This window comes from Magnetospirillum sp. XM-1 (genome assembly GCF_001511835.1).
Taxonomy (GTDB): domain Bacteria; phylum Pseudomonadota; class Alphaproteobacteria; order Rhodospirillales; family Magnetospirillaceae; genus Phaeospirillum.
Map to the genome: position 1 here is coordinate 143,898 of NZ_LN997848.1, position 13,228 is coordinate 157,125.

General features: G+C 68.2%; 13 protein-coding genes. 6 read left to right on the forward strand and 7 right to left on the reverse strand.

Annotation, left to right across the window (positions count from 1 at the left end; genetic code table 11):
* Positions 1-111: 111 nt before the first annotated feature.
* The 7 genes from XM1_RS00735 to gap form a co-directional block, all read right to left on the reverse strand.
* Positions 112-1,437, reverse strand: a complete 1,326-nt coding sequence (locus XM1_RS00735) for a cobyrinate a,c-diamide synthase (protein ID WP_068428225.1) — start codon at positions 1,435-1,437, stop codon at positions 112-114.
* On the reverse strand, positions 1,430-2,032 hold the full coding sequence (locus XM1_RS00740; RefSeq protein WP_068428229.1) for an SCO family protein: 603 nt from the start codon (positions 2,030-2,032) through the stop codon (positions 1,430-1,432). The genes XM1_RS00735 and XM1_RS00740 overlap by 8 nt, the downstream gene beginning before the upstream one ends.
* 16 nt (positions 2,033-2,048) lie before the next feature.
* The gene (locus XM1_RS00745) at positions 2,049-2,807 is read right to left on the reverse strand and encodes a sulfite exporter TauE/SafE family protein (protein ID WP_231920642.1); all 759 of its coding nucleotides are present in this window, start codon (positions 2,805-2,807) and stop codon (positions 2,049-2,051) included.
* Positions 2,804-3,583: a uroporphyrinogen-III C-methyltransferase gene (gene cobA, locus XM1_RS00750; protein ID WP_082700308.1), complete on the reverse strand. Its 780-nt coding sequence runs from the start codon at positions 3,581-3,583 to the stop codon at positions 2,804-2,806. The genes XM1_RS00745 and cobA overlap by 4 nt, the downstream gene beginning before the upstream one ends.
* 37 nt (positions 3,584-3,620) lie before the next feature.
* The gene (gene cobM, locus XM1_RS00755; protein ID WP_068428235.1) at positions 3,621-4,382 is read right to left on the reverse strand and encodes a precorrin-4 C(11)-methyltransferase; all 762 of its coding nucleotides are present in this window, start codon (positions 4,380-4,382) and stop codon (positions 3,621-3,623) included.
* Between the two features lie 88 nt (positions 4,383-4,470).
* Positions 4,471-5,718 (reverse strand): phosphoglycerate kinase, encoded by a 1,248-nt coding sequence (pgk, locus tag XM1_RS00760; RefSeq protein WP_068428239.1) that lies wholly within the window; start codon positions 5,716-5,718, stop codon positions 4,471-4,473.
* Positions 5,719-5,789: 71 nt separating this feature from the next.
* Complete coding sequence (gap, locus tag XM1_RS00765) at positions 5,790-6,788, reverse strand: type I glyceraldehyde-3-phosphate dehydrogenase (protein ID WP_068428242.1); 999 nt, start codon at positions 6,786-6,788, stop codon at positions 5,790-5,792.
* Positions 6,789-7,102: 314 nt separating this feature from the next.
* On the opposite strand from gap, the gene XM1_RS00770 reads away from it, so the two are divergent.
* The 6 genes from XM1_RS00770 (at position 7,103) to XM1_RS00795 (ending at position 13,220) form a co-directional block, all read left to right on the forward strand.
* A complete protein-coding gene (locus tag XM1_RS00770) occupies positions 7,103-7,924 on the forward strand; it encodes a peptidylprolyl isomerase (protein WP_068428245.1) in 822 nt (273 codons plus the stop codon).
* Positions 7,925-8,000: 76 nt separating this feature from the next.
* On the forward strand, positions 8,001-9,233 hold the full coding sequence (gene argJ / locus XM1_RS00775) for a bifunctional glutamate N-acetyltransferase/amino-acid acetyltransferase ArgJ (protein ID WP_068428248.1): 1,233 nt from the start codon (positions 8,001-8,003) through the stop codon (positions 9,231-9,233).
* Between the two features lie 19 nt (positions 9,234-9,252).
* A complete protein-coding gene (locus tag XM1_RS00780) occupies positions 9,253-10,236 on the forward strand; it encodes a bifunctional GNAT family N-acetyltransferase/(deoxy)nucleoside triphosphate pyrophosphohydrolase (RefSeq protein WP_068428250.1) in 984 nt (327 codons plus the stop codon).
* A gap of 28 nt (positions 10,237-10,264) precedes the next feature.
* Positions 10,265-10,999 (forward strand): molybdopterin-binding protein, encoded by a 735-nt coding sequence (locus XM1_RS00785; protein ID WP_068428252.1) that lies wholly within the window; start codon positions 10,265-10,267, stop codon positions 10,997-10,999.
* A gap of 4 nt (positions 11,000-11,003) precedes the next feature.
* Entirely contained in the window at positions 11,004-11,264 is a 261-nt protein-coding gene (locus tag XM1_RS00790) for a hypothetical protein (RefSeq protein ID WP_068428254.1), read from the forward strand.
* Between the two features lie 192 nt (positions 11,265-11,456).
* On the forward strand, positions 11,457-13,220 hold the full coding sequence (locus tag XM1_RS00795; protein WP_068428258.1) for a flagellar hook-length control protein FliK: 1,764 nt from the start codon (positions 11,457-11,459) through the stop codon (positions 13,218-13,220).
* The last annotated feature ends 8 nt before the right edge of the window (positions 13,221-13,228 follow it).

Sequence of the window (13,228 nt, forward strand, 5' to 3'; positions counted from 1 at the left end):
GCGTGCATTTTTGTTACAGGCGAGCGACAATCCTCGCAACAAAATTATTCTGCACTATGGTGCAGAATTCACCTTGACCCTGGAATGATTTCATGCTGCGCCGCAGCAAGTTCAAGGGGCAGCCGCGTCGATCAGATGGACGAAGGATCCGCAGACCCGCCCCTCGGCCAGCCCGGCCCGGCCCAGCGGAGCGCCCGGCGCGTCGGAGACGGCAAACAGCGGCGCCCCCTCCTCGGCCAGGATGGAGGCGTAGTGGAATTCGTGGCCGCGAAAGGCCTCACCGCTCCGGCCCAGCGCCCCATCGGCGGCCAGGGTGGCCCGGCGATAGCCCAGATGCAGCTTCCGCTTGGCGAAGGAGGTTTCCAGGCCCAGCAACCCGGCCATGGGATGGCGCCCCCCCTGGGCGTCCTCCATTCCCCGCCCCAGCACCATGTAGCCGCCGCACTCGCCATAGAGCACCGCGCCCCGCGCCGCCGCGTGGCGCAAGCCCCCCAGGAAGCCGGCATTGCCCGCCAGCAGGCCGGCATGCAGCTCAGGGTAGCCACCCGGCAGATAGACCGCGTCGGCGGACCCGTCCGGTCCCTGGTCGGCCAGGGGAGAGAAGAAGGAAAGCTCGGCCCCGGCCTCCCGCCAGCCTTCCAGCAAGGCGGGATAGGCGAAGGCGAAGGCGGTGTCGCGGGCCACGGCGATGCGGGCACCCAAGGGCGGCACCATGGCGGTCCCCGCGCCCCCCGCCAGCCGGGACGGCTCGGCCAGGGCGACCAGCCCGTCCACGTCCAGATGCCGCTCCACCAGGGCGGCAGCGCCGTCGAGAAAGGCCTGGAGGTCGGCGCGCTCGGCCGCCTGGACCAGCCCCAGATGGCGCGACGGCGTCTCGAGGCCCGACGAAGGCGGCAGGAAGCCCAGCAGGCGGATGTCCGGGCAGGCGATGGAACAGGCCGCCCGGATGGCCGCCTTGTGCTTGTCGCCCACGACCCGGTTGAAGATCACGCCCCGGATGCGCACATCGGGCCGGAGATTGGCGAAGCCGGCCAGCACGGCGGCCGCCGAGCCGGTCATGCCCCGGCCGTCGACGACCAGCGCCACCGGCCAGCCGGTCATGGCCGCCAGATCGGCGGTGCTGCCGTCGGCCTGTCCGGCCGGCACGAAGGCGCCGTCGAACAGCCCCATCACGCCTTCGCAGACCAGCAGGTCGGCGCCGGCGCCCGCCTGGGCCGCCAGGGCGCCCAGGGTAAGGGCGCGCATGGCCCAGGAATCCAGGTTGTAGCAGGCCCGCCCCGAGGCGGCGGCGTGGAAGGCCGGGTCGATATAGTCCGGGCCGACCTTGGCCGAACCCACCGCCAGCCCGCGCCCCGCCAGCAGGCGCAACAGACCCAGCGTCAGGGTGGTCTTGCCGCTGCCCGAGGCGGGCGCGGCGATGATCAGACCTTTAACCAACGTGCTTCTTCAGCCCCGCCGCCAAATCGTCCACCGAGATGCCGTGGGTGAAGTGGGCCACGAATTTGCCGTCGGGTCCCATCAGGTAAAGGATGGCCGAATGGTCCACGGTGTAATGCTCGGGGCGGTCGCCCTTGACCTTGGCGGCGTAGACCTTGAACTCCTTGGCCACCTTGGCCACCTCGTCCGGGCTGCCGGTCAGGCCGACGATGTCGGGGGAGAAGGCACCGACATATTCCTTCATCACCGCCACGGTGTCGCGCTCGGGATCGACGGTGACGAAGATCGGCACCACCTTCTTGGCATAGCTGGGCCCCAGCTTCTCCATCACCGCCGTCACCGTCGACAGCGTGGTCGGGCAGACGTCGGGGCAGAAGGTGTAGCCGAAGAAGATCAGCATGTAGCGATTGCGGAAATCGCGGTCGCTCACCGCCTTGCCGTTATGGTCGGTCAGCTGGAAAGGTCCGCCGATGGCCGGAATCGCCTTGGCGCCTTCGGAATTCTGGCCGCTCCAGATCACCAGACGGACGCCGAGAACCACGAAGGCGACGACGATCACCGCCATCAGGGCCAGCAGGCTGCGCGAGAACTTCATCCCTAGTCTCTCCGTATCAGGAAGCAAGAAGCTGCCAGGCCATGAAGCCCAGCATCCCCGCGTTCAGAACCAACAAGGCGGGCGCCGCCCGCAACAGCGGGGCCCGCCAATGGGACAAGGCCGCCTGCCCCACCGCCGCCACCAGAACCAGCATGGGCACCGTTCCGGCCCAGAAGGCCAGCATGCCGAAGGCGCCGGCCACCGGATTGCCGCCCGCCGCCGCCGCCGCCAGGGCGGCGTACAGCAAGCCGCAGGGAATGAACCCCAGCATGATCCCCAGCGCCCAGCCGCGCAGCCCGAAGGGGCGCGCGAACAGCGGCCCGGCCATGCGGCCGACCGCCCGGGCCCAGGCACTTTCGCCGCCGCGTCCGGCCAGCGCCTTGATCCCGGGCAAGGCCATGGCCAGCAACAGCAAGGCCGCCACGCCCAACAGCAGCGCGGCCAGCAGCCGGAACGAGGCCGCCCCCCCCAGAATGCCGCCGAAGGTCGCCGCCACGGCGCCCAGCGCACCATAGGTGGTAGCGCGCCCCAGATGATACGGCAGCAGGGCGGCGCCCGCCAGCCGCCGCATCTCGGTCATGCGCTCGAGCGGAATGGCTTCGAGCCTTGCCGCGCATTGCGACAGCACGAAGGGCCCACACATGCCGGCGCAATGGGTCAGGCTGCCCACCAGACCGGTGACGAACAGGCCGAGGATCAGGTTCTCGCGCCCGTCGACGCCGACCTTGCAGATGCCGATACCGGCATGGGCCAGATCGGTCAGCAGTTCGATCACGGAATCCACCAGTCCAACTGGCGGCGTAACTCGACCACCGGCCCCACCACCAGCAAGGCCGGAGGCTTGAGGCCGGCCCGCTCCACCGCCCCCGCCGCCTCGGCCAGAGTGGTCTCCAGCACGCTTTGGCGGGGCGTGGCGGCGTTGCAGACCACCGCCACCGCCTCGTCCGCCTTGCGGCCCGCCGCCATCAGGCGTCCCGTCAAAAGGTCCAGGTGCTTCAGGCCCATGTAGAACACCAGGACGGGTGCGCCGCGCGCCAGGGCGTTCCAGTCGAATTCGTCGGGGATCTCGCCGTCGGGGCCGTGGCCGGTGACGAAGGCCACCGCCGCATTGGTCTCCTTGGCGGTGACGGGAATGCCGGCATAGGCCAGCCCGCCGATGCCCGCCGTGATGCCCGGCACGATGCGGAAAGGCACGCCCGCCGCCACCAGGGCCAGGGCCTCTTCCGGCCCGCGCCCGAAGACGAAGGGATCGCCGCCCTTGAGCCGCAGCACCCTCTTGCCCGCCCGGGCCAGCTCGATCAGCCGCGCCGTGATGTCGGTCTGCCGCGCCGAAGCCTCACCGCCGCGCTTGCCCATGGACTCGATTGCGGCTTCGGCGGGAATGAGCGCCAGGATGCGGGCATCGACCAGGGCGTCGTGAACCACCACGTCGGCGGATTTCAGCGCGTGCAGCGCCAGCAGGGTCAGCAGGCCGGGATCGCCGGGGCCGGCGCCCGCCAGCCACACCGAGCCGGGTTCGAAAACGGGAAGGTCGAAAGGCAGGTCGAGCATGGTGGCCCGTACTATAGGACGTTGTTTGGTCCGAGTCTTATCCCTTCGCGGGACGCAGGACGTGGGTATGGTCCTCGGCATAAAGACGCGAATCGGTGAATTCGGCGCCCCCCAGAACCCGCCCCACCAGAATGAGCGCGGTGCGGGTCAGCCCCGCCGCCTTCACCTTGTCGCGGATGTCGGAAAGCGTGCCCCGGATGAAGCTCTGGTCCGGCCAGCCCACCCGGAAGGCCACCACCACCGGGCAATCCGCGCCGTAAAGGGGGGACAGTTCCTTGACCACATGGGCCAGGTTGCTCACCGACAGATGGATGGCCAGCGTCGCGCCGCTTTTGCCCAGGGTCGCCAGATCCTCGTTGTTGGGCATGGCCGACGAACGCACCGACGTCCGGGTCAGGATCACCGTCTGGCTGATGTCGGGCAGGGTCAGCTCGGTGGAGAGCGCGGCGGCGGCAGCCGCGAAGGCGGGCACGCCCGGCGTCACGTCATAGGGAATGCCCAGCGCATCCAGGCGGCGCATCTGCTCGGCGATGGCGCCGTAGATGGACGGGTCGCCGGAATGGACGCGGGCCACGTCATGGCCCTTGGCGTGGGCGGCCTCGATCTCGGCGACGATCTCGTCCAGGTTCAAGGGCGCGGTGTCGACCACCCGGGCGTCGGCCTTGGCCTCGGCGACGATCTCGGGCGGCACCAGCGAGCCGGCGTACAGCACCACGGGACAGCGGCGGATCAGGTTCAGCCCCCGCACCGTGATCAGGTCGGGAGCGCCGGGACCGGCGCCGATGAAATGGACGGTCATGAACTACCTTCCGAAAATCGTCATGGCCGGGCTTGGCCCGGCCATCCATGGACCCCCAGGCCAAGCCCGGGGGTGACGATGAATAAACTCAGCCGCAGCCGCCGACGCCGCCGGCGCCGCAGCCGCAACCGGTGCCGCGCACCTGGTCGGGCTGGACGTGCAGGGCGGCCACGCCGGGCAGCTCCTTGCCTTCCAGCCATTCCAGGAAGGCGCCGCCGGCGGTGGAGATGTAGGAGAACTTCTCCTCCACGCCCGCCTTGGCCAGGGCCGAGACGGTATCGCCGCCACCGCCCACGGTGAGCAGCTTGCCCTTGGCGGTGAGCGCGGCGGCCGCCTGGGCCACGGCATTGGTGGCCTTGTCGAAGGGCGCGATCTCGAAGGCGCCCAGCGGGCCGTTCCACACCAGGGTCTTGCAGCTTTCCAGCAGCTTGACCACCGCCTCGGCCGAAGCCGGGCCGGCGTCGAGGATCATCTTGTCCTCGGGCACGGCATCGACGCTGACCACGGCGTTGGCGGCATTCTCGGCGAACTCGCCCGCCACCACCGCGTCGGTGGGCAGCACGATGCGGCACTTGGCCGCCTCGGCCTTCTTGATGATCTCGCGCGCGGTGTCGGCCAGATCCTTCTCGCACAGGGACTTGCCCACGGCCTTGCCTTGCGCGAACAGGAAGGTGTTGGCCATGCCGCCGCCGATGATCAGGTAGTCCACCTTGCTCACCAGGTTGCCCAGCAGGTCCAGCTTGGTGGAAACCTTGGCGCCACCGACGATGGCGGCCACCGGCTTCTCGGGGGCTTCCAGCGCACGACCCAGCGCTTCCAGCTCGGCCTGCATCAGGCGGCCGGCGGCGGCCGGCAGCAGATGCGCCAGACCCTCGGTGGAGGCGTGCGCCCGGTGCGCGGTCGAAAAGGCGTCGTTGACATAGGCGTCGCCCAGGGCGGCCAGCGCCTTGGCGAAGGCGGGATCGTTCTTCTCTTCCTCGGGATGGAAGCGGACGTTTTCCAGCAGGGCGATGTCGCCGTCCTTCATGGAGGCGATCAGCTTCTCGGCGTCCGGCCCGATGCAGTCGTCGGCCCAGGCCACATTCTTGCCCACCGCCTTGGCCAGCGGCTCGACCAGCAGCTTCTGCGAGTACTTGTCCTCGCGCCCCTTGGGGCGGCCGAAATGGGTCAGCACGATGACCTTGGCGCCCTTGGCGGCCAACTGGATCAGCGTGGCGGCCGAGCGGTCGATGCGGGTGGTGTCGGTAACCTTGCCGTCCTTGGCAGGAACGTTGAGGTCGGCGCGCACCAGCACCCGCTTGCCCTGGACGTCCAGCTTGTCGATGGTCCGGAACATGGAAGCTCCTTATGTCTGGAAGAAATTCGGGCGGAAGGGAGACCCTTCCGCCCGGACCGAAGCCATGCGGCTTACTTGGCGATGTGCTTCAGGAAGCGCAGCATGTTGCAGGTGTAGCCGTACTCGTTGTCGTACCAGGTGACGACCTTGACGAAGGTGCTGTCCAGCGCGATGCCGGCGTCGGCGTCGAAGATCGACGGCATGTTGCAGCCGACGAAGTCGGTGGCGACCACCTTGTCCTCGGTGTAGCCCAGCACGCCCTTGAGCGCGCCTTCCGAGGCCGCCTTCATGGCCTTGCAGATGTCCTCGTAGGACGCGTCCTTGTTCAGCTCGACGGTCAGGTCGACCACCGAGACGTCCGAGGTGGGAACGCGGAAGGCCATGCCGGTCAGCTTCTTGTTCAGCTCGGGCAGCACCTTGCCCACGGCCTTGGCGGCGCCGGTGGACGACGGGATGATGTTTTCCAGGATGCCGCGGCCGCCGCGCCAATCCTTGGACGACGGGCCGTCAACGGTCTTCTGGGTGGCGGTGGCGGCGTGCACGGTGGTCATCAGGCCGCGCTTGATGCCCCAGTTGTCGTTCAGCACCTTGGCGACGGGGGCCAGGCAGTTGGTGGTGCACGAAGCGGCCGAGACGATCTTCTCGCCGGCATACTTCTCGTGGTTCACGCCATAGACGAACATGGGGGTTTCGTCCTTGGAGGGCGCGCTCATCAGCACCTTCTTGGCGCCGGCCTTGATGTGCTTCTCGGCGTTGGCGGCATCCAGGAACAGGCCGGTGGACTCGATGACGATATCGGCGTTGACCTCGTTCCACTTCAGTTCGGCCGGATCCTTGACGGCGGTGAGGCGGACCTTCTTGCCGTTGACGATCAGGTTCGAGCCTTCCACCGAGATGTCGCCGGCAAAGCGGCCGTGCACCGAATCGTACTTCAGCATGTAGGCGAGGTAGTCGGGCTCGAGGAGGTCGTTGATGCCGACGATCTCGATCTCGGGGAATTCCTTCGCCACGGCGCGGAACACCATGCGACCGATGCGGCCGAAGCCGTTGATGCCAACGCGAACAGTCATAATTTCCTCCACTTGGTCCGACACTTGCGTCTCGCAGGCATGCCCTGGCCGGGGGCTTGGATGGGGTGGCGCCGGCGCGCGCGAAAAGCGGCGCGCCCTGGCCTGCCGAGTCGGGCAACCATATTGCACAGAGTGCGCTCCGAATCCAGTGCTCGGTGGGGGCGAATTCCGGCCATGACTTTGCCGCATTCCAGGGTGATACAAATCGGGCACTTGTGCCGCCCGCCCGGTTATGGTTCAACCGCTGGCACCGATGTCTCGGCCGTGGACGCCCTTCCGGCGCCCAGACCACCGACGAGAAGGAAAGATCGCTCATGAAGATGCTGTTCGCGCGCCGCCCCATGCTCGCCCTGTCCCTGGCGGCCGGGCTGGCCGCCAGCCCGGCGTTCGCCGCCGACACCGTTGTCGCCAACGTCAACGGTTCTGACATCAAGATGTCGCAGCTGGCCGAATACGGCCGCCAGATGGGCCCCCAGGCCCCCTATGAAGCGGTGCTCGAGGTCGCCATCAACAACCAGCTGGTCTACGAGCTGGCCAAGAAGGAAAAGATGGACGCCGACCCCGACGTCAAGGCGGCGCTGAAGCGGGTCGAGACCCAGCTGATGGCCCAGGCCCTGATGCAGAAGAAGGTGCGCGGCGCCGTCACCGACGAGGCGATCAAGGCCCGCTACGACATGGCGGTGAAGAACTTCGTGCCGCAGGAAGAAGTGCGCGCCCGCCACATCCTGGTGGAAACCGAGGAAGGCGCCCGCTCGATCATCGCCGACCTGGGCCGCGGCACCGATTTCGGCGAACTGGCCAAGAGCCGCTCCACCGACAAGGGTTCGGGCCAGATGGGCGGCGACCTCGGCTACTTCGTCAAGGAAGCCATGGTGCCGGAATTCTCGGCCGCCGCCTTCGCCATGCGCCCCGGCGAGGTCTCCAAGACCCCGGTGAAGAGCCAGTTCGGCTATCACATCATCAAGGTCGAGGACAAGCGCATGGCCTCGATCCCGCCCTTCGACCAGGCCAAGCCCGTGATCGCCCGGCAGATCGCCGAGGACATCCAGGAAAAGATGGTCGTCGATCTGCGTGAAAAGGCCAAGATCAAGCGGTTCAAGCCCGACGGCTCGCCGCTGGAAGCGGCCAAGAAGTAAAAGCCTTAAACGGGCCCGGCCACTTAAACAAGCGGCCGGGCCTTTTACCTTTGCGAACTACGGAAAGCGCCCCGCCATGAGCACCGCCATCTCCCCGCTTGCGCCCAAGAGCTTCCCCGACATGCCCGTCATCAAAGGCGTCCGGCTGGCCAGCCACGCCTGCGGCGTGCGATATGCCGGGCGCACCGATCTGCTGATGGTCGAGATGGACAAGGGCACGGCCGCCGCCGGCGTCTTCACCCGCTCGCTGACCGCGTCGGCCCCGGTGGAGTGGTGCCGCGCGGCCGTGTCCAAGGGCTCGGCCCGCGCCCTGGTGGTCAATTCCGGCAACGCCAACGCCTTCACCGGCTCGGTGGGCGTCGCCTCGGTCAAGCGCACGGTGGAGTCCACCGCCTCCCTGGTGGGCTGCAAGGAATCCGAGGTCTACATCGCGTCCACCGGCACCATCGGCGTGCGCCTGCCCGACGAGAAGATCACCGCCGCCCTGAGTGACGTGCGCGCCAAGCTCCAGCCCGGCAACTGGCTGGAAGCCGCCCAGGCGATCATGACCACCGACACATACCCCAAGGGCGCCACCCGCACCGCCATGATCGACGGCACCAAGGTGATCATCAACGGCATAGCCAAGGGCGCCGGCATGATCGCGCCCGACATGGCGACCATGCTGTCCTACGTCTTCACCGACGCGGCTCTGCCGTCGGGCGTGCTGCAGGACCTGCTGTCCAAGGGCGTGGACAAGTCGTTCAATTCCATCACCGTGGATTCCGACACGTCGACCAGCGACACCCTGATGCTGTTCGCCACGGGTGCGGCCCGCAACACGGTGATCAAGGATTCCAAGGACAAGCGGCTGGCCGATTTCAAGGCCAAGCTGTTCGACCTGCTGCTCGATCTGGCGCTGCAGGTGGTCAAGGACGGCGAGGGCGCCACCAAGTTCGTCACCATCCACGTGAGCGGTGCCGCCGGCAAGCGGGCGGCGCGCACCATCGGCATGTCCATCGCCAATTCCCCCCTGGTCAAGACCGCCATCGCCGGCGAGGACGCCAATTGGGGCCGCGTGGTGGCCGCGGTCGGCAAGGCGGGCGAGAAGGCCAACCGCGACAGGCTCTCCATCCGCATGGGCGGCGTGCTGGTCGCCGACAAGGGCGAGATGGCCCATGGCTACGACGAGGCGCCGGTGACCGCCCACTTCAAGGGCCAGGACATCGTCATCGAGGTCGATGTGGGCGTGGGCAAGGGCAAGGCGACCGTCTATACTTGCGATCTGACCCACGCATATATCGACATCAACGGGTCCTATCGGACCTGAGGCAACGAAAGAGGGCATCATGGCGGAACGGGGTTGCCGGGAACCCGGCACGGTCTGGGCGGGACATCCGCTGCTCACCGCCCGGCTGCGCATGCGCCCCGTGGCCGACCGGGACCTGGACGCCCTGGTGGCGCTGCTGGGCGATTGGGACGTGGTGCGCCTGACCGCCGCCATTCCCCATCCCTACGGCCTGGATGACGCCAAGGCCTTCGTCGCCAACCAGGAAGTCCGCCGCATCGAGGGCAAGGGCGTGGCCCTGGCGCTGGAACGCACCACCGACGGCGTTCTGGTCGGCATCATGGGCTTCGGGCTGGAGCGCGACGGCACGCCCGAGCTGGGCTATTGGATCGGCAAGGATTTCTGGGGCCAGGGCTATGCCACCGAGGCCGCCCACCGCCTGATCCGCCATCTGTTCGACACCCTGGGCTTCGAGCGGGTCTGGGCCCATTTCCATCCCGACAACGTGGCCTCCAAGCGGGTGCTGGAAAAGGTGGGGCTGACCTTCCACTATGTGGATTCCTGCCCCATGCCGGCACGCGGCACCAGCGTCGTCGCCCCGGTCTTCCATCTGCGCCGGGCCGAATGGGAGATGGCCCGCGGCTTGCGCCCCACCCTGCTGGTGGTGGCCGCCGCCCTGGTGGACGGCGACGGCCGCGTGCTGATGGCGTCGCGCCCCGCCGGCAAGACCATGGCCGGCCTGTGGGAGTTCCCCGGCGGCAAGGTCCATGAGGGCGAGACCCCGGAAAGCGCCCTGGTGCGCGAGCTGGAGGAGGAGTTGGGCATCGACGTGCGGGAAAGCTGCCTGGCGCCCGTCGCCTTCGCCTCCCACGATTACGACACCTTCCACCTGCTGATGCCGCTCTATCTGGTGCGGGTGTGGAAGGGCAACCCCGCCGCCCGCGAGGGCCAGGAGTTGCGATGGGTGCGCGCCGCCCGCCTAGGGGATCTGCCCATGCCGCCGGCCGACATCCCGCTGGTCGCCATCCTCCGGGAATGGGTATAATTCCATTCCCTGATGTGGGAGTGCGGTCATGGCCAATGCGGCGATTCTGGTGATCGGCAATGAGATCCTGTCGGGTCGCACCCAGGATTCCAACGTCGCCTTTCTCGGCAAGGAACTGGCGGAGCGCGGCATCACGCTGGGCGAGGTGCGCATCGTCAGGGACGACCAGACGGCCATCGTCGCCGCCCTGGACGCGCTTCGCGCCTCTTACACCTACGTCTTCACCTCGGGCGGCATCGGCCCCACCCACGACGACATCACCTCGGCGGCGGTGGCCAAGGCCTTCGGTGTGGCGCTGGAGCGCGACCCCGAGGCGGTCCGCCGCCTGCAAAGCCGCTACGGCCAGGGCGAACTCAACGCCGCCCGCCTGAAGATGGCGGAAATCCCCGAAGGCGCCGCGCTGATCGACAACCCCATCAGCCAGGCCCCCGGCTTTCGCATGGGCAACGTCTTCGTCATGGCCGGGGTGCCCTCCATCCTGCGGGCCATGTTCGAGGGCATTCGCGGCACGCTGGCGGAAGGGCCGCCCCAGATGTCGCGCTCGCTCACCCTGTCGGCGCGCGAAGGCGACCTGGCCGAGGGACTGACCCGCATCCAGGACCGCCATCCCCAGGTGGAGGTGGGCTCCTATCCCTCCTTTGCCGAGGGCCGCTCGCTGGTGACCATCGTGGCGCGCGGCATCGATGCCGGAATGCTCGACAGCGTCATGGTCCAGACCCGCGCCCTGGCCACCGAACTGGGCGCCGCAATCGCCGAGGGGTGAAGCCATGACCCCCAAGGAACGCGAGCCCCTGAAATTCCTGGCCCAGCACCTGTGCTACGGCCTTGCCGCCGGCGCCACCTTCGGCGGTCTGGTGCTGGCCACCGACTTGGGCCATATCCGCACCATGGCCATGGAGTCTCCCAACCCCGTCCCGGTCCTTCTGCTGCTGTTCGGCGGCCTGTTCGTCACCTTCGGCTCGGTGGCCATGGGGGTGGGGATCATGAGCCTGGCCAAGGACGACGAACGCGACCGCGACATCTACTGAACCGGCAGCCTTTTCCCCTCACCCGGCAGTTTTTTCCGTCCCGGACCGCTCCCGCCCCAGCCCCCACCTCCCCCTCAAAAATAAAGCTTATTTATATCAATGCACTAGCCCAACCGGCACGACTTGGCCCGCCGCTTGCTGAGGAATGGACGCGAAAGACCGTTCGCAAGCCCATTTCGCGGGGACAAGACCATGACCGTGCAATCCATCGACAAGCGTGTAGTGCCCGAAGCCAACATGACTGCCGTCTCCCAGGACAAGCAGCAGGCCGGCGTGTCGGCGGAGGACGCCTTCCTTTCGGTGTTGCAGCAGACCACCCAGCGCTATGCCGGCGTCAACGGCAAGCTGGGCGGGCTGAGTTCCGGCGACAAGGTCCTGTCCGAGCACATCACCCGCCTGCACATGGAAGTGAAGGTCGACGCCAAGGAGGCCCGCCAGGACGCCCAGCCCGACGCCAAGGACGCCCGTCCCGCCGTCAAGGCCGACAAGCCGTCCCGCGCCGCCGGTGCCGGCCAGGCCAATTCCCGCAAGGCCGACGACACCCAGGCCGCCCCGGCTCCGGTCCAGAAGAACGACGATACCGCCACCGTCCAGGCCGCCGACACCGATGCCTCCGACGAGGACGCCTCGGCCCAGGACGACGACACCGTCCAGGCCCCGGCCGAGGCCAAGGCCAAGGATGACGAGCAGGTTGTCGTCGCCATCGACGTGACCATCACCGAGACCGTCCAGGTCGTCCAGGTGGACACCGCCGCCGACGCCCCCACCCTGGACCTCAACGCCCTGGCCCAGAACATCAAGGCCCAGTTGAACGGCGCCGACGATGGCAAGGGCGAGGAAGATCCCATGGCCGGCCTGTCGGCCGACGACCGCCAGCGCATCTCCGACCTGCAGAGCCGTCTGGTCAACGACGTCCAGGACGGCGACATGGACGACGCGCTCGACGCTGCGACCGAACTGGTCAACCAGATGATCACCAAGGTGGGACAGCACAAGGCCGCCGCCGAGGCCACGACCGCCGGTCAGGTGGAGAATCTGGCCGACCAGCAGGCCCGCGATCTGGCCGCCATGCTGTCCGGCTCCAATGTCCACATGGACATCAAGGTTCAGACCAAGACCGCCGATACCGGCCCCGTCGCCCAGAATGCCCCCACGGTGGTCGAGACCTTCTCGCTGCTCGACCTCGCCGCCCAGACGGCCGGCGCCCAGGGCAACGGCCAGGACCAGCAGGCCGGGCAGGGCTTCGCCTCCAGCCAGGATGCCGGGCCCGCATTGGTCCAGGCGGACCCCACCCAGACCCAGGACGCGGGTGCCGCCACGGTGACCGAAGCCGAAGCCCGCCCCTTCACCGCCATTCTGGCCGCCCAGGTCGAAGCCTCCGCCGCCGAGGACGCCGCTCCCGAACAGCGCACGGTCGCCGGTCTGGCCGGCGTGGGTTCGACCCAGGCCGCCGACAAGGCGTCGGCCGGACAGGCCGCCCAGTCCGCCGCGCGCACGCCCCGCACCCAATTGCAGGCCCAGGTGATGGAGCAGGTCTCCGTCCAGATCGACAAGCAGGTCAAGGACGGCGCCGACACCATCAAGATCCAGCTGAAGCCCCATGAACTGGGCAAGATCGAGATCAAGCTGGAGGTCAGCGCCGATGGCCGCGTCTCGGCCACCGTGACCGCCGACAAGCCCGAGACGCTCGCCATGCTGCAAAAGGACGCCAAGGGCCTGGAGAAGGCCCTGGAGGATGCCGGTCTCAAGCCCGACACCGCCGCCACCAGCTTCAGCCTGAAGGGCGGCGAGCAGCAGCAGAACGCCGATCGCGGCAACAACAACGCCCGGTCACGCCGTGGCCGCAGCCGCGGCAATGGTGGCGGCGAGGAGGCCCAGATGGCCGGCGCGGGCGCGGCCCAGGCCGCCCGCGGCCGTACCCTGGGCGGACGCTCCGGCGTCGACATTTCGGTGTAGGAGCAGGT